16 protein-coding genes are annotated in these 20,507 nt (G+C 45.3%); 12 read left to right on the top strand and 4 right to left on the bottom strand.

Features of this window, described 5'->3' with window-relative positions:
* Positions 1–89: 89 nt before the first annotated feature.
* Positions 90–536 (bottom strand): ester cyclase, encoded by a 447-nt coding sequence (locus tag KE626_RS11900; protein WP_211973128.1) that lies wholly within the window; start codon positions 534–536, stop codon positions 90–92.
* 142 nt (positions 537–678) lie between these two features.
* Between KE626_RS11900 and KE626_RS11905 the strand changes: the two genes are divergently transcribed.
* The 7 genes from KE626_RS11905 to KE626_RS11935 all read left to right on the top strand — a co-directional run bounded on the left by KE626_RS11905 (position 679) and on the right by KE626_RS11935 (position 6,992).
* Positions 679–1,503: a helix-turn-helix domain-containing protein gene (locus KE626_RS11905; RefSeq protein ID WP_211973129.1), complete on the top strand. Its 825-nt coding sequence runs from the start codon at positions 679–681 to the stop codon at positions 1,501–1,503.
* Between the two features lie 60 nt (positions 1,504–1,563).
* Positions 1,564–3,015, top strand: a complete 1,452-nt coding sequence (locus tag KE626_RS11910) for a nitrilase-related carbon-nitrogen hydrolase (protein ID WP_211973130.1) — start codon at positions 1,564–1,566, stop codon at positions 3,013–3,015.
* A gap of 404 nt (positions 3,016–3,419) precedes the next feature.
* Complete coding sequence (locus tag KE626_RS11915) at positions 3,420–3,674, top strand: hypothetical protein (RefSeq protein ID WP_211973490.1); 255 nt, start codon at positions 3,420–3,422, stop codon at positions 3,672–3,674.
* Positions 3,614–3,844, top strand: a complete 231-nt coding sequence (locus KE626_RS35180) for a helix-turn-helix domain-containing protein (protein ID WP_211973131.1) — start codon at positions 3,614–3,616, stop codon at positions 3,842–3,844. Before KE626_RS11915 ends, KE626_RS35180 begins: the two co-directional genes overlap by 61 nt.
* 495 nt (positions 3,845–4,339) lie before the next feature.
* On the top strand, positions 4,340–5,140 hold the full coding sequence (locus tag KE626_RS11925) for an alpha/beta hydrolase (protein WP_211973132.1): 801 nt from the start codon (positions 4,340–4,342) through the stop codon (positions 5,138–5,140).
* A gap of 8 nt (positions 5,141–5,148) precedes the next feature.
* Positions 5,149–5,727, top strand: a complete 579-nt coding sequence (locus KE626_RS11930; RefSeq protein ID WP_211973133.1) for a hypothetical protein — start codon at positions 5,149–5,151, stop codon at positions 5,725–5,727.
* 104 nt (positions 5,728–5,831) lie between these two features.
* Positions 5,832–6,992, top strand: coding sequence for a helix-turn-helix domain-containing protein (locus tag KE626_RS11935; RefSeq protein WP_211973134.1), 1,161 nt, complete (start codon positions 5,832–5,834; stop codon positions 6,990–6,992).
* Positions 6,993–7,010: 18 nt separating this feature from the next.
* On the opposite strand, the gene KE626_RS11940 is transcribed toward KE626_RS11935, so the two are convergent.
* Positions 7,011–7,934 (bottom strand): pentapeptide repeat-containing protein, encoded by a 924-nt coding sequence (locus KE626_RS11940; protein WP_211973135.1) that lies wholly within the window; start codon positions 7,932–7,934, stop codon positions 7,011–7,013.
* 249 nt (positions 7,935–8,183) lie between these two features.
* On the opposite strand from KE626_RS11940, the gene KE626_RS11945 reads away from it, so the two are divergent.
* The 5 genes from KE626_RS11945 to KE626_RS11965 all read left to right on the top strand — a co-directional run bounded on the left by KE626_RS11945 (position 8,184) and on the right by KE626_RS11965 (position 14,990).
* Complete coding sequence (locus tag KE626_RS11945) at positions 8,184–8,777, top strand: Crp/Fnr family transcriptional regulator (RefSeq protein ID WP_211973136.1); 594 nt, start codon at positions 8,184–8,186, stop codon at positions 8,775–8,777.
* Positions 8,778–8,849: 72 nt separating this feature from the next.
* Positions 8,850–9,596 carry a hypothetical protein gene (locus KE626_RS11950; protein ID WP_211973137.1) on the top strand — a complete coding sequence of 249 codons (747 nt, stop codon included), beginning with the start codon at positions 8,850–8,852 and terminating at the stop codon, positions 9,594–9,596.
* A 396-nt stretch (positions 9,597–9,992) separates the two neighbouring features.
* Complete coding sequence (locus KE626_RS11955) at positions 9,993–12,179, top strand: alpha-galactosidase (protein ID WP_211973138.1); 2,187 nt, start codon at positions 9,993–9,995, stop codon at positions 12,177–12,179.
* Between the two features lie 260 nt (positions 12,180–12,439).
* A complete protein-coding gene (locus KE626_RS11960) occupies positions 12,440–13,564 on the top strand; it encodes a hypothetical protein (RefSeq protein WP_249207428.1) in 1,125 nt (374 codons plus the stop codon).
* A 136-nt stretch (positions 13,565–13,700) separates the two neighbouring features.
* Positions 13,701–14,990 carry a GH36-type glycosyl hydrolase domain-containing protein gene (locus KE626_RS11965; RefSeq protein WP_211973139.1) on the top strand — a complete coding sequence of 430 codons (1,290 nt, stop codon included), beginning with the start codon at positions 13,701–13,703 and terminating at the stop codon, positions 14,988–14,990.
* A gap of 377 nt (positions 14,991–15,367) precedes the next feature.
* Here KE626_RS11965 and KE626_RS11970 read toward each other — a convergent pair whose 3' ends face one another.
* The gene (locus KE626_RS11970; protein WP_211973140.1) at positions 15,368–17,215 is read right to left on the bottom strand and encodes a RagB/SusD family nutrient uptake outer membrane protein; all 1,848 of its coding nucleotides are present in this window, start codon (positions 17,213–17,215) and stop codon (positions 15,368–15,370) included.
* A gap of 9 nt (positions 17,216–17,224) precedes the next feature.
* Positions 17,225–20,350 carry a SusC/RagA family TonB-linked outer membrane protein gene (locus KE626_RS11975; protein ID WP_211973141.1) on the bottom strand — a complete coding sequence of 1,042 codons (3,126 nt, stop codon included), beginning with the start codon at positions 20,348–20,350 and terminating at the stop codon, positions 17,225–17,227.
* Between the last annotated feature and the right edge of the window lie 157 nt (positions 20,351–20,507).

The raw sequence follows: 20,507 nt of genomic DNA on the forward strand, positions 1-20,507 counted from the left end.
TTCCGAATCAAAGACTTTGATGCAGCCCTTGACTTTTTAAAAGACACGACATCCGTCGCAGATATACGAACGCAAAAACACCACCCCATTTAAGACTGCTCAATCTGTCCATGTTTGACAACGCCATCTGGCAATACTCCCAATTGCCCCATCATCTCAAACTGATCAAATAAAGGAAAATGTTTAACGACCTTTTCATCTTTAAAATAATCAATAGCAAATCCTTTCACTTTGAATGATTTTCCGCTATTGGGAATCCCTGGTAGATCACGGACCTGGGTGGCTTCCCACGTCATTAAAGAAATGACTTTATCATCTTCTGCTACTTGTTCAATAACAGTAATTTTATTTGGATGGAGTGCCTTTGCAAATTGCTGGTCCTGAATAGCATACTCTTCTTTGCCTAATTGTTGCCCACCGAAGAAATCCGCTTTAAAATCAGTATGCAGATACTTATCATAGTTGTCCTTCAATGCAGCGGTACCAAAGGCTTCATGCCATTCCTTTGATATCTGTTTTGCTTGTTCTTTGTTCATGATAATATGTTTAGATATTGTTTGAATGTTAATTTTAGATACTGCACCCCTGATCTGCGACGACAATTTTTATGCCATGCAAAGCCCTTATATTGGGATAGATTTCCGTTAGAGGCTGTTTTTTTGTTAACTTCATACTGATATGTTCCACTACCAGCAATATCATCCATCCGTTCCACTGGCAAACTTTATAGAATGCTATTGGGTATTACATGCCCCCGATCGGTTTATGGATGCCCCTGACCGCTTAATACCCGGTGGCCGTGTGGAACTGATCTTTAATTTTGGCGACCCGGTAGATTGGTTAATAACAGCTGATAACCCTCAGGGCACCCGTTTGAGCGGACCGGTGATTATGGGACAGCGTAACCAAATTTTTTATGTGAAAAGTACGGGTAAAACGAGGATGCTGGGCTTACGTTTTAAGCCCGGCGGTCTGGCGGCGTTTACTAAGGTGCCGATATCTGATTTATTGAATCTGCTGTTGCCGGCTGAACTTATTTTAGGAACGGCAGTAAAAAACTGGGAGATGCAGTTATCAGACTATACGGATGATGATAAGCGGATACAAGTACTGGATGATATATTGAAGAATGCATTAAAAAGTACACCGGCCGACCTGTTAGTGGTTAACCTAACTATTGATACCCTGCGTAACAACCAGGATGATCTGTCTATTGCCACTATCTGCCAGCAAACAGGTTGGTACTATAAAAAGCTGGAAAGAGTTTTTCTGAAAAATACCGGTTATACTCCTAAGTATTATCACAAAATAGTTCGTTTTAATAAGGCGGTCAGGTCTATGCGAACCAGCAATAACCTGACCGATGTCTGCTATGTATGCAATTACTTTGACCAGGCGCATTTTATCCGCGATTTCCGGTTGTTTACCGGTACCACCCCCAGCCAGTTTAAAAAAGAAGATAATAAAATAGCGGCTATCCTGATAAAACATCAACCTGTCTAAAATATACAATTCTGCTCCGGAAAAGCCTCATAGCTTTGATACTTATACTAAACTTATATCATGTCGGATTTAAAACCGGTCTCGAAAGCATTATTAGCCGGCGGAGCACTTTTTGCAGGTATTTGCTGGTATTTATCCTTTAGCTTATCAGCACATCTCTGGTGGCCATTATGGGTGGCGCCTATTCCCATAGTTTATTTTTCTTTGCGGCTTACTGGCAAATGGGCATTTTTATTAGCATTCGCCGGTTACTTAATTGGAAGACTTAGCTGGGTGCCTTATTTATTAAGCATTATGCCATTGCCGCTGGTGCTTTTGTTCACGCTGCTTTTGCCCCTGATCTTTGCGTTACAGGTGGCAGCGGCAAGAAAGCTGATGCTTACCTATTCCCATTGGTCTACCGTATTTGCATTCCCCGTTTTGGTTACTACGGTAGAGTATATCTGCTTCCTCACCACCAGGGATGGAACGGCAGGCAGTATTGCCTATACTCAATGCAACTTCTTACCGGTTGTGCAGGTCGCTTCGCTGACGGGCATACAGGGAATCACTTTTCTGGCCACTTTTATCCCGGCGGCTATAGCGCTCATCATCTACCGGTATCAGCAAAAACAACTCATCGGCACGCTTTGCTTTGTAACTATGGGCGTTTTTGTGGCTGCTATGGTTTGGGGTATTGTGCGTTTAAATCAAACCCCTCCTGCCGCTAAGTCATTACAAGTAGGGATGGCTACTATTGATGAGCGGGCTTATCATAAAGAATACCCAACGGGGGAGGACAAGGATTTGTACCTGGCAAACCTTTACCTGGCCCGGGTAGGGACGTTGGTAAAGCAAGGGGCGGAGGTAGTGGTGCTGCCTGAAAAAATGTTTACGGTAAGAGATAATCGCCGCCCGGGTTTCATTCAGCAGTTAAAAGATACTGCAATGGCGCATCAGGTAAGCATCGTTGCATGCGTGTCGCAGCAGAAAGGAGACTATTACGAAAACAGGGCCTGGGTGATCGGGAAGGAGGGAACGCTCCTGGCGGATTACCAGAAAGTATATTTGTTTGAAGGAGAAGTGCTCGATAGCGTGAAGCCAGGAAAGGAACCAGGTTTATTCCTTTGGAAGGGGGCTCCGCAAGGTGTGGCCATTTGTAAGGACATGGATTTTCAGCAATACATCCGCAGGTATGGCAGGGCAGCATGTAATGTTTTATTTGTGCCGGCCTGGGATTTTGAGCAGGATGGTTGGATGCATAGCCGGATGGCGATCATGAGAAGCGTGGAAGGCGGTTTTGGAATAGTAAGAAATGCCAGGCAGGGCAGACTGACCATCAACGATTATTGCGGCCGGGTTTTGTATGAGGCTAATGGCGATAATGGTGCGCCAGTGATGTTAACAGGCAGCATTGACATACAGCATCATTCTACACTTTATAACCAGTGGGGCGATTGGTTTAGTATCTTAAACGCGTTGGCATCGCTGGCGTGCCTGGTACTTTTAGTAATAGCCAGGTTGGTAAAATAGTGACCTGTAGCAAGTGTTGCTTCGTTGACCACTAAAAATAAAGTCATCCCCAGCCAGTTATGCTGAAGCTAAAATAACATCAGTAATTATTAGAATAATAAGCTAATGTTGTTTGTAGATTTGGCGTCCTGTATAGAAGAACGATGAAAACAACAGGTCGCTGACTGTCATAAAGAAAGGAGCGATCAATTACCAACACGATAAGTAAGCCGGCGGCCAGTAGAAGATTGACTATAGTTTTAGATCCCCGTTTTGTCTGTAAATAAACCCTCCCTTGATGGAGCTTATTCAAACCACGTACTCCGGAAATGAGCTGGAATTGATCAGTGAACTGGTAAACGGGAGTAAACGCGCTTTCGGGGAGTTCTTTTTTGCCCATAAGGACAGGGTTTACGCAATTGCGTTTGCCTTGGCAATATCATCCGGTAGAAAATGAACCAAGAACGCCGATGGCTTATGTGAGACACTTCTTCCCCGATTTTATGGGAAATGAATTGCTGGAGAAACCGGAAGCGAAGAAATTGAAAGAGCTATTCCACAATGCCGCCCGAGGCATCCTGTTTTCAAATGAAACAATATACAGGTTGCTTCGCTCTCTGTGGCTGCTTTTTGCCGGTTCTTCAAAAGTAAAACTAACAGAACATTTAGCCAGTTTGTGAAGGACGTTAGAATTTCGCACGCAGCTAAATTGTTACTTGCAGGTACTCATAATGTATCAGAAGCATGTTACAACAGTGGCTATAATAATCTTTCAAACTTTAATAAACATTTCAAGGAAATAAAAGGTTTTCCTCCAAGTATTTTCTTAAAACGAAGTTTGGATTGTTGATAGTAATAGAAAATTGTTGAGACAATGGCTCCTTTTAAACCGCCATATCGCGTTTTCTTGTTAAGTCCATAATGCCCTTTTATTAAATGCAGGCACTTGGTAATATGAGGAGTAGGTTCCTGCTTTAGGAATTTCTAAACTTAATCCTATATTTGCCCATCCAGGTGTTACTATGGAATAAAAATAATGGTTCAATATTTTCGAGGATATTTTTTGGGAAAGGCTGACAGCATATGCAAAGGTGCGACCACATAGTTTTTTATTTTGAAATTAAATATAAGCCAGGCGGCGCTGAAATTCTTTCATTTTCCTATTCCCGCTCCCATCCCATACCGCCATTCTGCCATATCCTAACACGGCCCACACGCGGAAACGCTTTACCCTACAGGTGTCACCTTATCTGGTGAACCGTTTGGTCGGGACATCTTCAATAGTTTTGCCCCCATGAAATGGCCGTGCCTTCGGCCGCATCTTTTATCTTAAAATCGCGAACAGATGAAATTGTGTAGTACCTGGTACCTGGCAGGATGCCTGGGCCTAACCCTGTTTTTTTCGGCTTGTAAGAAGGAAACCATTGAGAAAAGCCGCCTAAGGGAATTTAACCTCACCTCCACAGTCAACGGGGGCAATTACGACATTAAAGTGGCCCTGCCTGAGAATTATGCCGCTTCCGGGGAGTATCACACCCTCTATGTATTGGATGCGAAGCTGGATTTTGACCTGGTGGCATTGGAGTGTGAAAGGCAGGCCCGTGACCGTCATCGGGAAGGTGTTTTGGTGGTGGGCATTGGCTGGGGGCACGACCGTTTGGACGATTATACCCCAACTCCCAGTAAGATCGGCAGCGGTGGTGCTGATAAGTTTATCCGGTTTATTGAAACAGAACTGATTCCCCGGATAGAATCTGAGTTCCATGCTGTTCCAGCAAGGGCAGCCAGGGGGATATTAGGACATTCGGCAGGAGGGTTGTTTGTTGGACACAGCTTCACTAATCACAACGGGGTATTTGCCAGCTACTTGTGCCTGAGTCCTTCGTTTTGGTACGACGATGCCATTGTGCTCCGGAATGAAAAGGTTAACCGCGAGCAAAACAGGACAGGGAGAGGGAACTTTTTCCTGGGACTTGGTGAGATGGAAGAAAAGATGCGCCCGCCATTTGTGGGTTTTCGCAGCGCCCTCCAAACTTACTATCCCAATTATGCCGTCCAGGATTACATAACACCCGGGAAAGGCCACCTCGATTCCAAAGAGACAAACATAAAAAGGGCGGTCACTTTTTTCTTTGACAACATTTAAAACGGCTTATGAGAAACAGATTTTTTATTTACCTGATATTATTGACGGGGAGTGTATATGGTCAAAACCAACCTACCTCATCGCCATTATCCCGTTTTACGATAAAACCTGCCATTGGTGTATTGCCATGGAGCCTTCCGGTAAAAGGCCTTGCCTCGGTGTTAGTGGAATATCCGCTGAAAGGACATTGGGTAGCAGGCGCCCATACGATGTTGGCCAGTGCGATAGCCAGGAACACTTATAACATTGAAACGAATTATAGCCTGCAGCTGTCCCAGAAATTCGGGATAGGATATACGATGGCGGGGCCGCGAAAATTCATCCGGCTTACTTTGATGGCCATGGGGGGCGTGCGGCGCACAGCGTTCAAAGAAACGCTGGATTACCCGGGGCTGGAAAAGATCACCACCAAATCCAGCACCCTTTTGCCGGATGTAGGATTGTTGGTGGATTGGTCACTCGGAAGAAAACGGCATACTTTCAATGCGAGGGTGTACCTGCCTTTCTATCCCTTTGAAGGCTACCCTATCAGCACTTTCCAGAATATCAGTATAGAAATGGGTATGGGAATAAAGTTGAAACGCTGAAAGAGGCAGCCCTGATCCGCAGTTAGTATCGTAAATACCATCGTAAACAGGTTAAACTCCTTATATTTGGTATTTATTACATTATACTAACAAACAATATGTTATTGGATTGGCGTGTCGTATATATGGGGGGTGTTTTTATCTCGCTATTCCTGTTTGTAATGCTGATCAGCAAGCGGCAAAAAAGTACGGCAGATAAGATCCTGAGCACCTGGCTCTTCTTTGCTGTGATTCACCAGGCACTGATTGGCTGGTATGCATCCAATAAAATGAGCGATATGCCGGCGTTGATCGGATGGGAGCTGCCGTTCCCGTTCCTGCACGGTCCATTCCTGTATCTGTATATTTTGTTTCTCACCGGTCAGCAGCGTCAGGGATGGCGTAGTATACTTCACTTTGTCCCGGCGGTGCTGGTCGCTATCATATTGGCGCCTGTGCTCGGATCTATGTCTGTTCCCGAAAAGTTAGGGGCTATCGCACCTGTCCGGTTCGAGGCACTATTCCAATGGATGGTCAGAGGGATTATTGTTTCAGGGGTGGTATATGTGGTATTGTCCCTTGTCCTGCTCCGCAGACACAAACAAAATGTTGCTGTCCAGTTTTCCAATACCGACAAGATCACGCTTAACTGGTTGCGTTACCTCATCGGTGGAATGGGGGTTATCTGGGTAGTGGTCATATTTTTCGAATCAGCGCAATCGTTGTATGTAGTCGTAGCGCTATTTATTTTTTTTATTGGTTACTTTGGCATCCGGCAAGTAGGCATCTTCTCCAATCCGCCTCCGGCCCACGAAGTATATCTTCCCGCCGTTGTGCAGGCGCCGGAAGCCGAAGTAGTGGCAGATGTTGCTGACGTTGCCGATAAAAAAGTGAAGTACGAAAAAACCGGGCTTACTGAGGCGGAAGCTTCCAGGATTCACACAGCACTTACAACACTTATGCGAACACAGGAGTGTTATAAAGATTCGGAGTTAACCCTGGGCGATCTTGCCAAAACATTGGAGATACACCCGGCCATCCTCTCCCAGGTTATCAATTCAAAAGAAGAGAAAAGCTTTTATGATTACATCAATACCCTGCGGGTGGAAGCATTTAAACAGCTGCTATTGAAACCGGACAGTCAACAATATACCCTGCTGTCGCTGGCATTTGAATGTGGGTTCAATTCCAAAACAAGCTTTAACCGCAACTTTAAAAAGATCACGCAGCTGTCTCCCAGCAGCTATGTTAAAGAGATGAATATTAGTGTACAGACAGGGGAGTAGCTAATGAATTATTGGACATTATATAACTGTAACCTTCGACAGATCAATCACACGTAAGCCTTTGAGTGCGGCATAAGTAAGCTTGTCCATCGTTGCGCCATCAAAACAGATGGTTTGCATAGCGAGATGCGCTTTATTTGTCAGCGAAAACGGCACGGTGAATGACACATTCCTGAGTGTGGCTCCTCTAAACGATACGTTTTTCATGGTGCACTTGTTGAACCTGACACCGGTGAAGGTCTGCCCATCAAAGCTGATGGCCTGCAGATCACAATGATTGAAATCAACACCGTTGAAAATACAGTTTTCAAAGATGGCTTTTTGAAGGTCGGCCTTGCTCAGATTAACATCGGTCAGGGTTGCATCTGTGAACCTGGCGCCTTGTCCCGACATATTCAGGGAAGTGCGTACCAGGATGGATTTGTGGAAGCTCGCATCGTTAAGGTTAGTGATGGAGAAGATACAGTCAGTCAGATTGGCGCCGTCAAAATTGGCTTCCCGCGCATCCAGCGTTTCAAATGAACTGCCGGTTAGGTCGGCGCCGGCAAAGTTAGCTCCCCGCAAAGCGCTCACCTTGAATTTTCCTTTGTGTAAAATAACGCCGGCGAAGTCACTCTTTTGCAGATCGATCGCATTAAGGTTTATCGGTACCTGCCGCTCCGACGAACGCGAAAAATTGCCGGTCTCCTTTATTGGTTGCTGAACCGGGGATTCAACAGGCTCATTGGCTGCAATGGATTCGCTTTCTGAAAAATAGTTCAGGTCAACACCCAGCATCTCCCCAAGCCGGCTAAAAGTAGTAATGTCTGGCATTGATTCTCCCCGTTCCCATTTTCCAACTGCCTGGGGGCTGATAAATAGTTGCTGAGCAAGCCGCGCCTGAGACATACCCTTTGCCTTTCTTGCCTGGGCAATTTTGCCGCCGATTATCTTAGTATCCATACACTATATCTTTTTCGATACTGCGAAGATAGGCTACCTCACCCCTGGAATCAACAAAAAAGTAGAACGGGTTAGTTGTAATAACGCTACTTGTGCTTGCTGTTAACAACCGGCAGTTGTATTTCGTGGAATTATTTCGCGGTTTGTGGGTGTTCCTTTTTAGCATAAAGCTGATTCTTCCGTTCCTGCTCTAAATTTACTACCTTTTACAGGCTATGTGCATCGCGCCTTTGGGATAAAAAATAAACAATGAATAAAGAAAATTTAATTCAGTTTGTACAACAGGTATTGCCCATGAGCCGGCCAAAAGCTGAACAGCTGGCAGCGAAGTTTATGCCGATGAAAATCGAAAGAAACGGGTATGTGCTGAAGGAGGGAAAAGTATGCCATGAATCTCACTTTATTGAGAGCGGCATTGTCAGATCCTATACTTATGATGTTGAAGGGAATGAGGTGACGACTGCATTTTATGCGAAAAATACTTTTGCAACGGACTTACTATCATTCTTTAAAAGAAGCCCGGCAAGAGAATATATCCAGGCCATCACCGATTGTGAAACCTGGTATATAAGTTACGACGATATGCAGGCCAGTTTCCACACGATCCCCGAGTTTCGTGAATTCGGACGACTGAACATCGTAAATCAATATAGTATCCTAAAAGAAAGGATGCTATCGATGTTACAGGAAACAGCGGAACAGCGGTATAGTCACCTGATCAATTCAAGTCCGGAGATTTTCCAGGACGTACCGTTAAAATATATTGCCACCTACCTGGGTATTACCGATACCTCGTTAAGCAGGATAAGAAAGGAGTTTGCAAAGAAAAATGCCGGTGGCTGATTTCTTGCCATTTACTAAGTGCCGGCTGGGATATTTGATTTTCCTTTGTCTTGTTACTAAATAACAAATCAAATGGAAAATCATGTATCGGCCATGCCGCTTTGGGCCATCGTAATATTTATTGCCGGGTTTCTCTACTCAATAGCTTTCCTCACCAAACCAATAAAACGGGCAGCGCTCAATGCAGGTATGACGCTGCAGAAAGCAAGGAATATCCAGATCGGGGTATTTGTCTTTTATGTTGCCTATCTCACCTATGTTTCAGTGTTCGCTTTAAAAGGAGTGTTTGATGTAGACGCAGTACCACCTAAAGTATTTGTGTGGGCAGCGTTACCGTTAATGGTCATCCTGTTTGGCTTTATCGGAAACACCCGGTTATTTAAAACATTACTTCAGTCAATTACCTTGGAATCGTTGATTGCAGTGCATGTATTCCGGGTGCTGGGCATGTTTTTTCTCCTGCTTTATGGCTATCACCTGTTGCCGGATAAATTTGCTTTTTCGGCCGACCTGGGAGACCTGATTACTGCAGTGCTGGCATTACCGGTGGCAAGGATGGCTTCGAAAAGAAAGCCGGGCTGGAAAGCTGCGGTCTATGCCTGGAACATTTTCGGTATACTGGATATCGTTAACCTCCTTACAATTGCCGTTATTATCGGTGCAAACGGCAATCTCCGCGAAATGGCCGTGTTCCCGTTTGTTTGGTTCCCGGCTTTCGCACCAGCTACGATTTTATTTCTGCACACCGTGGTTTTTAGAAAATTGCACCTGTTGAAAACGGCGGAAGACCCGATAAAATATTCCTACGTGAATGGGTGAAAAATTATTCCGGCATCATTTGAAAAAGTGCCCCGCAGATAGACATCCTCAGGGGTGCTCAGTGAACTATTATCACATTTTTCGGCACAATAATAAATTTCGCATGACTTAATGTTTTGACCCGCGCATAACAAATATAGTCTGCTGAAAATGTTGACAGGGGGTGGAAATGTTTATTTTTTGTTGCAGTCTGATCAAAGCGTGGTGGAAATAGCGGGTGCAGCCGCGGGTTCACCATCAACTAATAAATATTTTCTCCCCGGATATGTTATATCTATATGAAAACCAAGTAGCTGTGGTTTCATAACATTGGATAGTCTACCATCCCGGTAGTATAACTGCTATAGCAAGCTTCTATTTATTACTTTTGCCGGCGAAGTTTACTTTATTATCGCTATGAAAAAACATATATGGAGCTTACTGGCATTGCTATTCATATGTCAGCTGGTAAATGCGCAGGAGCAGATCCTTATTTCAACCAAGAACCTGGCGCTCTCACTGGAGAAGGATGCCGATAGTAACCTGGTGGTGGCCTACTTCGGTAAAAAATTAGATAACCCGGAGGAGTATACGAAGATCAGGCCGCTCGATAAATTCAAACCGGGTAATGACGACCTGTATAACAGGCGGGAGGCCTACGCTACCGCAGGGTCAGTGAATCTGCTGGAGCCTGCCCTCGCAGTAACACAGGGTAACGGCGATAAATCACTCGTGCTGCATTACGTATCTAATAAAGTGAGCAGGATAGATGCCGGTCAAACGCTAACGGAAATACTCCTGGAAGATAAACAGTATAATCTGCAGGTAAAGCTCTTTTATCATGCCTACGAAGCCAACGATGTAATAGAACAATGGACAGAGATCTCCCATCATCAGAAAAAGCCGGTGGTACTCAATAAATTTGCGTCTGCCAGTCTTACGTTAGGAGGAAGACAGTTCTACCTGAAAAATCATTACAGCGGCTGGGGTAGGGAAATGTATCCGGAAGAACAGGAACTGCTTCACGGTATCAGAACCATAGATTCGAAACTGGGCACCCGTAACAACCTGCTTCATTCATCTTCCTTCATGGTAAGTGTCGATAACAAAGCCACCGAAGACGAAGGGATGGTATTGGCCGGGTCGCTGGAATGGAATGGTAATTTCCGGCTCGATTTTGAAACCTTTGATGAATATTATCTTCGCATCACGGCGGGTATTAATAACTACGCCTCCGCCTATACGCTGCAGCCAGGCGAGGTATTTACAACCCCCAGGTTGGTATACACCCTGTCTGCAGCAGGTAAGGGATTGGCCAGCCGCAACATGCAGCGCTGGGCGAGAGATTATCGTTTACGCAACGGCAATGGTGAACGCCTCACGCTCCTCAACAACTGGGAAACTACCTATTTTGATTTCGATGAGCAGAAATTATCCGGGCTGCTGGACGATACCAAAAAGCTGGGCGTTGATGTATTTCTGTTGGATGATGGCTGGTTTGGAAATAAATATCCCCGCAATGGAGCTACTTCAGGGCTGGGCGACTGGCAGGCCAACCGGGCAAAACTCAGGAATGGTATCTCAGCGCTGGGTAAAGAGGCCACAGATAAAGGCGTGCAACTCGGACTCTGGATTGAACCGGAAATGGTGAATCCCAAAAGTGAATTATATGAGCAGCATCCCGACTGGGTATTAAGAGAGCCGGGAAGAAAGGAATACTATATGCGCAATCAGCTGGTGCTCGATCTTTGTAATCCGGCTGTGCAGGAATTTGTTTATAATACAGTGGAGCACCTGTTCAAAGAAGTACCTCAACTGGCTTTTATTAAGTGGGACTGTAATTCACTTATCTATAATGCCTTCTCTCCATACCTGAAAAATCAGCAGGATCACTTTTACATTAACTACGTACGGGGGCTGAACAGTGTGCTGGAAAGACTCAGGAAGCTTCATCCCGATGTACCGATGATGCTTTGCGCGGGCGGCGGCTCCAGGGTTGACTACAAATCGCTGCAATATTTTACGGAATTCTGGCCAAGTGATAACACCAATGCATTCGACAGGATCTTTATTCAATGGGAGTATTCCTACTATTTCCCTTCATTGGCGGTAGATAACCATGTAACAGAAATGGGAACGCAGCCCATCAAATTCAGAACGGATGTAGCCATGATGGGTAAACTGGGCTTTGATCTGAAGGTACATGAGCTAACGCCCAATGATCTTGCTTTCTGCCAGCAAGCTGTGAAATTTTACAGTACTATTAAACACCTGGTATGGCATGGCGATCAATACCGGCTGCAGGACCCGTATAATCATAAGGTGGCTTCCATTGCTTACGTAAAACCAGATAAACAGGAAGCAGTGATATTTAACTATTATGTAGCTACGAAATTTACAACAACTATCAATCTGCCGATAAAAATGAAAGGACTTGATCCCGATAAACAATACAGGATCGAAGAGATGAATCTTTACCCGGGAACTAAATCGCCGGTAAACAGCATGCAAACCTATTCGGGCGATTTCCTGATGACAGTGGGCTTTAATCCTGAGGCGAGTGCAAAGCGCACCAGTGTTATCCTTAAAGTGACTGCCATCTGATAGCGGCGATGACAACTATTTGAAAGTATCCGGCGAAACAGCCGGATACTTTTTGTTTATAACCCTTATTCCCCTATTTCCCCTTCGTTTCTATCCTAAAAAATACTATGTTCAAATGTATGAACATATTGATAAATGAATTAACTTACCTGGTAATTTGAGTACTGTTATGAAAGAAGCCGGGCTTTTCTTATTGACCGGTTATGTCCCTGATATATCAACCAATAGCAAACATCAAAAATTATTAAAGCAAACACGTTATGCTGAAATTTACTTCTCTGAACTTAAAACAGCAGTGCTTACGAACAGCTTTGCTGGGTACCGCCTTGTTTTTATGGCAACAATCAGTAAAGGCCCAGGGCTGTGTAGCCATCCGCAGCACAGGCACGGTGTGCATGAAGCCACAGGCTGAAATGGAAAAAGGATGGCAGATGAATATGTCATACCGGTATTTCAGATCCTTTCGCCATTTTGTAGGAACGGAAGAACAAAAAGAGCGGTTGGAAAAGCATACGGAAGTCATCAACTGGCAGCATACGCTGGATTTGTCGCTGGTGCGTACGCTGAACAACCGCTGGTCGCTGGCGGTTAATGTGCCTGTGCTGGCCAACACCAGGTCATCATTATATGAGCATGGCGGTAACAACAGTAAAAGCCCTGATGCACGCCAGAAAACACATTCATTTGGTATCGGCGACATTCGTTTTGCAGTGTACCGCTGGTTACTGAATCCGGCCAGGTCAACGAAAGGAAATATACAGGCCGGGCTGGGACTTAAACTGCCCACAGGCGATTACCGGTTCCAGGATTATTTTGTAAAAAATGACAGTACAAAGATCCTTGGCCCCGTGGATCAGTCCATACAACTGGGAGACGGAGGTACAGGGTTTACCACAGAGTTGAATGGATATTATAATTTTTCCAAACGGTTTAGCGTATACGGAAGCTTTTATTACCTGTTTAATCCAAGGGAACAAAATGGTGTGTCTACCGCCAGAGGCGGCACAGTATCGGCCAGCGCCATACAATACGGCACAGCGGTAATGAGCGTACCTGATCAGTACATGGTGCGTTTGGGAGCTAATTATTCAATGGAACACCTTACTGTGTCGGCGGGCCTCCGCAGGGAATGTGTTCCTGCAAAAGATCTCATAGGCGGCAGCAGCGGTTTTCGCCGGCCGGGATATGTTGTTTCTGTGGAACCAGGCCTGAGTTACAGGTTTGAGCACCTGGCCCTTTTTGCAACAGTGCCGGTGGCGTTAAAACGTGACCGCACACAGAGCTATGCCGATAAACTGCAAACACAGGCCACAGGGGTATACAGACAAGGAGATGCTGCTTTTGCCGACTATTCCGTCAACATAGGTATGTCGTTCCATTTCTGATAAATGCGGTCTAAAAAGTTATATTGTCAAAGGAAAAATTTGGTATCACCGGGAAAAATAGTATGTTTATACATATGAACATATTTCCCGGCAGCGATTTTATAGCTGCCGGGGATTAAAAATCAATTGATACAGGATGAAAATGAGATCTTCATTGGTATGTGGCCTGGTACTTTTTGCTTCCGCAGGAACAGCCCAGGTGAAACACGCAACGGACTACGCGTCTGCAGAGAAAAAAGCAAAGGAATATTTTCCTTTCGTGGAAGAAAAAGCGCTGGAAGTGATGAAGGCGGGATTCAACGCGGGAGATGGGTATCGCGAAGTTTGGATCAGGGATTACAACACCTTTATTGAACTGGCCGCCCGGGTAAATAAGCCCGAAGTGTTGAAAGAAAATCTCCTGGTATTTTTCCGGATGCAGGGCGATGATGGAAATATTATTGACGGATTTACACCGGCTGAAAAAATTGCCAAAGGAGAAACAGATTTTAGCTACTCAAAGCTGGAGCCGCGTTATGCCGGTCATAAAAACACCGTGGAAACAGACCAGGAAACTTCACTGGTACAAGCTGTTTATAAATACATCCAGCTAACCGGCGACAAGACTATTTTACAGGAGAAGATCGGGGATAAGTCCGTAGCAGAACGACTGGAATACTCCATGGATTTTCTCATGAAAAATAAATTCAACAGCCGGTATGGGCTCATTACCGGGGCTACCACGGCCGACTGGGGAGATGTGCAACCCGAACATGGATGGGGAGTAGACCTGGATGAAAACACACATCCTGCTATTGATATTTACGACAATGCCATGTTCATTGTAGCCATGAATAACATGATGGAGATGCTGCCTGCTACCCGTCAGAAATGGACCGGTATAAAAAGCAAAGTTGCTGCAAACTGCAGAAAATATCTGTGGGATAAAACCAAACAGAAATTCATTCCGCACATCTATCTGAAAGGTTCGCCTTTCCCTGCCGGTTTTAAAGAGAACGACATTTATTATTTCGGCGGTACCACAGTGGCTATTGAAGCTGGTTTGCTAAGCAAACAGGAAGTGAAACTTTCCCTGGATGAAATGGTGAGAAGGGTGAAACAGGCCGGTGCGCCTTCCATCGGGCTAACGCTGTATCCGCCCTATCCGGATGGCTATTTTGCCAATAAGATCATGAACCCGGTGTATAGTTATCAGAATGGTGGCGACTGGACCTGGTTTGGCGGCAGAATGATTCAGCAGCTGATCAAATACGGATACGTGAAAGAAGCGTACGAACAAATACTGCCCATGGTAAAACGGGTGAAAGATAACAATGGCTTTTATGAATGGTATTCTGTTGATAACAAACCAAGAGGATCCGGCACATTCAGAGGAGAAGCAGGTGTATTGTACACCGCCATCACGATGTTTGAGCATTTAAAGTAGTAAGTAACTGTCTATCACCAGGAGCTGACCAGGAGTCTTTTCAGGCTTTGGGTCAGCTTTTTTTATGCTAACTACCTTCCTTCCGGAAATCCCGGTTGCCTGCCCACCTGCTTTCATATTCTCCGGAGGAATTATCATTGGGAAAAGACACCTGGAAATTGGCAATGAAATAAGGAGAAATGAGATTAAACCAGGACAATTAACTGAGTCGACTGATAAACAGGTTGACATGGTGAAAACCTGTCAGCTGAAATATGGCAACTAAATGAGGCCCTTTTTTTTGCAGTGACAGGAGGATTCACCACAAAAAAGAGGGCCGGCCTTTTTGGCCAGCCCTGGTATAAGGAAGATTGGAATGAATAATGTTTTCCGGGTGATCACTCAAATCCGGGATTCTGTTTTATAGCATCATGACTCTTCTTTATTTCTTCCCTTGGAATAGGCAACAGGTAATAGTAATCGCCTTTCCATGGTTTTCTTACTTCCGCTGCTTCAATTACGCCGTAGGCATACGACAGCTTGCCTAACAAATCACTTGGCTGAGTGCCGGTCCAATCCATTTTCACGCTGGTTAACCCGCGGATAGGAATATCAATATTTCCGGGAGCTGCTTTCCAGCGCATCAGGTCAAAAAAGCGGTGATCTTCCAGGTGTAATTCAATAGCCCGTTCGTTGCGGTATTCTTTTACGAGCGCAGCGCCTGTACTGGTAATATCCGGCATGTTAACAGAAGGTCTTTTCCTTACTTTGTTGATATAATCCCTTGCTACCGCCTCGTTTCCAAGCGCCATCTGAATTTCTGCATAGTTGAGATAAAACTCTGCTAACCGCAGGAAAACAATGGCCTGGGTATAATCGTAGTCAAAGCTTGCGCGGGGACCAGTGAAATCACAGAGCCTTCTGAAGGTATAACCTGTTTGCACTCTCCAGTGGAAAGGGGTTAAACCCTTTACCCAATAGGTTTTGGAGTCGCGGCCAAAGTCATACAGGTTTTGTCCGTTTTTAGGATCTACTTTATGCGGGTTGGTATAAGGCGCCGCGTTGTCCGGATTAGGATTGGCATCTTCCCAGTATTCATAAGTTCTTAATGTACTCTTTGCGCCATCATTGATGGTAAAAGGGCCAGCGCCCGGATAAATAATATCGCTGTAGTACCTTGGATCCCTGTTTTTATTGGGTTGCTGCGGATCGTATCCGGAGGCCGGGTTCACGGTTACGCCATCAGGTAAATAAGGATATTGCCCGTTTGTCATCTGGAACATATTCACAAATGTTTGCGTAGGCATAATGCGCTGACGGGCATCAAATCCGCTGGGCCAGTAGTCGTAGTTAAAACCCCAGTCTGGTACCCTGGTGCCGGGTGTAAAAGATTTGCCCAGGATAATTTCATCCATTTTCAGCGGCCTGGTAAACAGGTCATCATGCGTAGGATGCAGGGTGAAACTTAAATCGAGAACCGCCTTGGTAGCAGCTTCGGCAGCCTGCCATTTGGTTTTGTCGTTAGATGGATTATTGAGCGGACTGGCCATATACAAGAGCACTCTTGCTTTCAAAGCCATGGCGGCAGCTTTGGTGATTTTTCCGCCGGCAGGGGCTACATCCTTTAACAGGGTGATGGCCTGCTCACATTCATCCAGGATAAATTTTGCGCACTCGTCGTAGGTATTCCTGGGCACATCAAAATTAGCATCATCCAGTTTGTAACTTTTAGTGACGATGGGTACGCCGCCAAATGTTTTTGTAAGCTCAAAGTACATCCATGCACGTAAGAAATGCATTTCCCCTTTCATCGGGTCCAGTTTTGCTGCATCAATGGAAGAAGCACTTGTTTTCTCAAAGAATACATTTGCTTTCCTGATGTATCCGTATTCTTCATTCCAGATGCCGGTCAGATCTGTGATGTTATCGGGAGAAATAGTTCCTTCGATATACTGGCGGATACCAGCCGCCTTGTCATGCGTTTCAGGCTGGGAAACGGCAACATCCGTTAATGTTTCAAATCCGCCGGTGCCGGGGTACCAGATGGGTTTCATGCCATTGTATACGCCATATACATAGTTCTGGAGAAAAGTGGCATCAGAAAAAACCGCATCATCGGTGAGTTTGTCCAAAGGCTTTTTATCCAGCAGATCCCTGTTGCACGAAATAGTATTTGCTGCTACGCCGGCAAGCAGAAAGATAGAAATTTTCGCAGCCTGTTTATGTAATAATTTCAACGATTTCATAATTGATTTTTAGAAAGTAAGATTAGCTCCGAAACTTAATGTCCGCATGTTTGGATAACCGCCGCCATTACTCAATACAAATTCAGGATCACCTGCTCCGTATTTCTTCAGGTTGTTGAAAAGCATGAATATGTTTTCGCCGGATACATATACCCGTAGACCCGCTATTTTAGCTTTTGACAACAGGTTTTTAGGAAGATTATATCCCAGTTCGGCAGATTTTAAGCGTGCCCAGGTAGCTTTGTGATAATAAAAATCGGCATCTTCCGCTGCTACGCCGGTCGGGGCAATCATAGGCAACACTGCATTGGTATTTTTTAAGGAATAGGAATTCAGCGCCACATACTCGAGCCCATTTCCTCCTGCGCCGGAATTGAAGCCGGTGCTTAATTTCCATTTGGCGCCTGTTTGTCCCTGTAATAACACTGTCAGGTCAAAGTTGCCATAGTCGAATCCGATGGTCAAACCAAACTGTGTTTTTGGGAAAGCAGTAACATCATACCTGTACTTATCGTTCACATCAATTTTGCCATCATTATTCAGATCGGCAAATATCAGCCCACCGGTACGTGCGCCGGCATAGCTGGGATATTTACTGATATCGCTTTCTGCCCTGTAAATACCGATCGCCTTGTACACCAATATAGCACCCAACGGGTTGCCTTCCAGTTTCTGATAAGGTTGCGCCTGTGGTGTTTCGTCAAAAAAGATGATCTTATTTTTGCTGTAGGAAATATTACCATTCACCCTGAAACCCAGCCGGCCAAAGTTTTGACGGTAGCCTGCCTGAATATCAAATCCTTTACTATTCATTTTACCGATGTTTTCATCGGGCAGCGACAAACCGGTATATCCGGGAATAGAGGCCTGTCTTTTACCAAGAATATGGGATGTTTCTGTGTTATAAACATCGAATTCGAATGTTAACCGGTTATTCAGGAAACCTGTTTCCAAACCAAGATCTGATGTCTCACTCACTTCCCAGGTAATATTTGGGTTAGGCGTCCGGGTAGGGGATATGCCCTGTACATCTGATCCGTTCACTACCCAACCTGGTGCATAGCCATAGGCGCCCATGTATTGGAAAGGATCTACGCGGTCGTTACCCAGCTGGCCCCAGGAGGCTCTTATTTTCAGGTTGCTGAATATGTTTTTAGGTATAAAGGACTCCTGGCTGAGTACCCATCCGGCAGAGGCCTGCGGGAAGAAACCAAACCTTCTTTCTTTCGGAAAAATCGTAGAACCGTCATACCGTGCACTGAATCCAAGCATGTATTTGCCTTTGTATTCATAGTTTACGCGGCCAAAATAATTCCGGCGTGCCGATTCGGTAGCGCCACCGTCGTTGTTCCAGTTCTGACGGTCGGTACTTCCTGCGGAGATCTGGTCGATCAGCGGGGATGCGTAACCAAGACGACTGGTCCAGAAGAAGTTGTCTTTGTACGCCATTTGCTCATAGGCAACGAAGGCATTTATTTTATGGTCGTTGATGATGGTGCTATAGGAGAGCTTTATATTCCCGGTAACGGACTGGCTTTGTCTGAAATCTTCTCTGAGCCCGATATCTTCCACGGACCTGGATGGTTTCTTTACTATTTCGCCCGGATTGGTACCTCTTTCATAGTAGAACCAGGTGTAGTTAAAAGTTTTATCATAGTTCAGTGTTTTAACAACAGAAGCAAAACCATCTAATGCCAGGCCTTTCAGAAACGGCATGTTGTATTTGAACCGGATGGTCCCGTTGGTCACGTCTGACTGGTACTTCCGGTATCCCGGGCTAAGCAGCCTTGCCGCAGGGTTTAACTGCGACCAGCCTTCACCGGGATAGCGATAGTCGCCTCCGATATAGGCTTCCTGTAAGGGGCTGGTATTGGCGAAATAGGCTATTTCTCCTGAACCTCCCTGTGGGGTCTGGGTATTTTTTTGCCGGTAGGCAAGATCTAATCCTACTTCAAGATCGTCTGTTACCGAAACATCCACATTACTTCTTACGTTATACTGTCTCAGTTTTGTTTTGTCGTCACCCCGCAGAATGCCGCCCTGTCCGGCTGTTCCGGCCGACAGGAAATATTTCACCCGGTCTGTTCCGCCTCTCATAGTCAGCGACTGTCTTGATTGTTTTGCCGGCGGCGCTACCAACGCTTTGTACCAGTCTTCCGGCCTTCTTGTTCCATTTTTAAAGGCATTAATGGTTTCGTCCGGGAAATCAGGAGGCGTGCCTTCCAGCGCTCTTCTGTCGTTGAGTACATTCATGTATTCAAAAACGTCGGCCGATTTTACCCTCATTGTGGGCGACTGATAAGAATGGGTGGTGGAAAAATCGAAAGTGGGCTTACCGCTTTTACCGCGTTTGGTGGTAACAAGTATAACACCACCTGCCGACTGTGCCCCGTAAACCGCGGCAGAAGCGTCTTTCAGCACGGATATAGATTCAATGTCGTTAGGGTCCAGGCGGTTTAATCCATCCGGATCGGCGTTGGCCACACCATCAATTACGATCAATGCAGAACTGTTGCGATAAGTTTTGGGCCCTCGTACCAGTATTTCCGCATCATCAAAACCAGGAGCAGCGCTCCGCTGGTTAATGAATACCCCGGCCAGTTTGCCCGACAGGGAGTTAGACATGGAAACCGCGGTAGACTTCTTAATATCTGCACCCGATACCTGTACCACCGCATTGGTCAGCTCTTTCTTTTTCTGTGTGCCGTATCCTACCACTACCACGTCGTTAAGATTTTTTGATAACAGCTCCAGTTTCACATCAATAGCAGACAATGCGCCGGTTTTCATTTCCTTGGCCAGGTAGCCGATGGCATAAAATACAATGATACTGTTGGCGTCTTTTACCTTCAACGTATACCTGCCATCTTTATCAGATGTAGCAACATTGCTGGTTCCTTTTTCAGACACGCTGACACCTGCCAGCGGTTCTCCTTTTTCTCCCGTTATCTGCCCTTTGATAACCCGCTCAGTGATGCCAATGGCCTTTCTTCTGACAGGCGTATCCGGCACCATACCGGGAGGGGAATGTTTGTCGTTCGCCCATACGGGTGTACACAAAAAACTTTGCAGCGTAATCCAGCAAAGGGTGTATTTGGCTTTATACCAAACACGTGGTAGTAGTGTCAATTTCATAACCGTGGTTTAATTTTTTTTTCATTATCGCCCCGTTTCCACGGAGTATAGATTTTGGTGACTTCTTATATCTGGTGTTGTAGGTAATTGCTTCAGTTCACTTTTTTCTACAGGTTGGATTTTCAAATATGGATGACCTGGCAAGCCTCTTTTTTAT

It is taken from the genome of Chitinophaga hostae, assembly GCF_018224885.1.
Taxonomy (GTDB): Bacteria; Bacteroidota; Bacteroidia; order Chitinophagales; family Chitinophagaceae; genus Chitinophaga; species Chitinophaga hostae.

Bases quoted from the DNA above. Each gene is read 5' to 3' on its own strand.
- KE626_RS11900 (WP_211973128.1), bottom strand. From the start codon at position 536: ATGAACAAAGAACAAGCAAAACAGATATCAAAGGAATGGCATGAAGCC.
- KE626_RS11905 (WP_211973129.1), top strand. From the start codon at position 679: ATGTTCCACTACCAGCAATATCATCCATCCGTTCCACTGGCAAACTTT.
- KE626_RS11910 (WP_211973130.1), top strand. From the start codon at position 1,564: ATGTCGGATTTAAAACCGGTCTCGAAAGCATTATTAGCCGGCGGAGCA.
- KE626_RS11925 (WP_211973132.1), top strand. From the start codon at position 4,340: ATGAAATTGTGTAGTACCTGGTACCTGGCAGGATGCCTGGGCCTAACC.
- KE626_RS11930 (WP_211973133.1), top strand. From the start codon at position 5,149: ATGAGAAACAGATTTTTTATTTACCTGATATTATTGACGGGGAGTGTA.
- KE626_RS11940 (WP_211973135.1), bottom strand. From the start codon at position 7,934: ATGGATACTAAGATAATCGGCGGCAAAATTGCCCAGGCAAGAAAGGCA.
- KE626_RS11945 (WP_211973136.1), top strand. From the start codon at position 8,184: ATGAATAAAGAAAATTTAATTCAGTTTGTACAACAGGTATTGCCCATG.
- KE626_RS11950 (WP_211973137.1), top strand. From the start codon at position 8,850: ATGGAAAATCATGTATCGGCCATGCCGCTTTGGGCCATCGTAATATTT.
- KE626_RS11955 (WP_211973138.1), top strand. From the start codon at position 9,993: ATGAAAAAACATATATGGAGCTTACTGGCATTGCTATTCATATGTCAG.
- KE626_RS11960 (WP_249207428.1), top strand. From the start codon at position 12,440: ATGCTGAAATTTACTTCTCTGAACTTAAAACAGCAGTGCTTACGAACA.
- KE626_RS11965 (WP_211973139.1), top strand. From the start codon at position 13,701: ATGAAAATGAGATCTTCATTGGTATGTGGCCTGGTACTTTTTGCTTCC.
- KE626_RS11970 (WP_211973140.1), bottom strand. From the start codon at position 17,215: ATGAAATCGTTGAAATTATTACATAAACAGGCTGCGAAAATTTCTATC.
- KE626_RS11975 (WP_211973141.1), bottom strand. From the start codon at position 20,350: ATGAAATTGACACTACTACCACGTGTTTGGTATAAAGCCAAATACACC.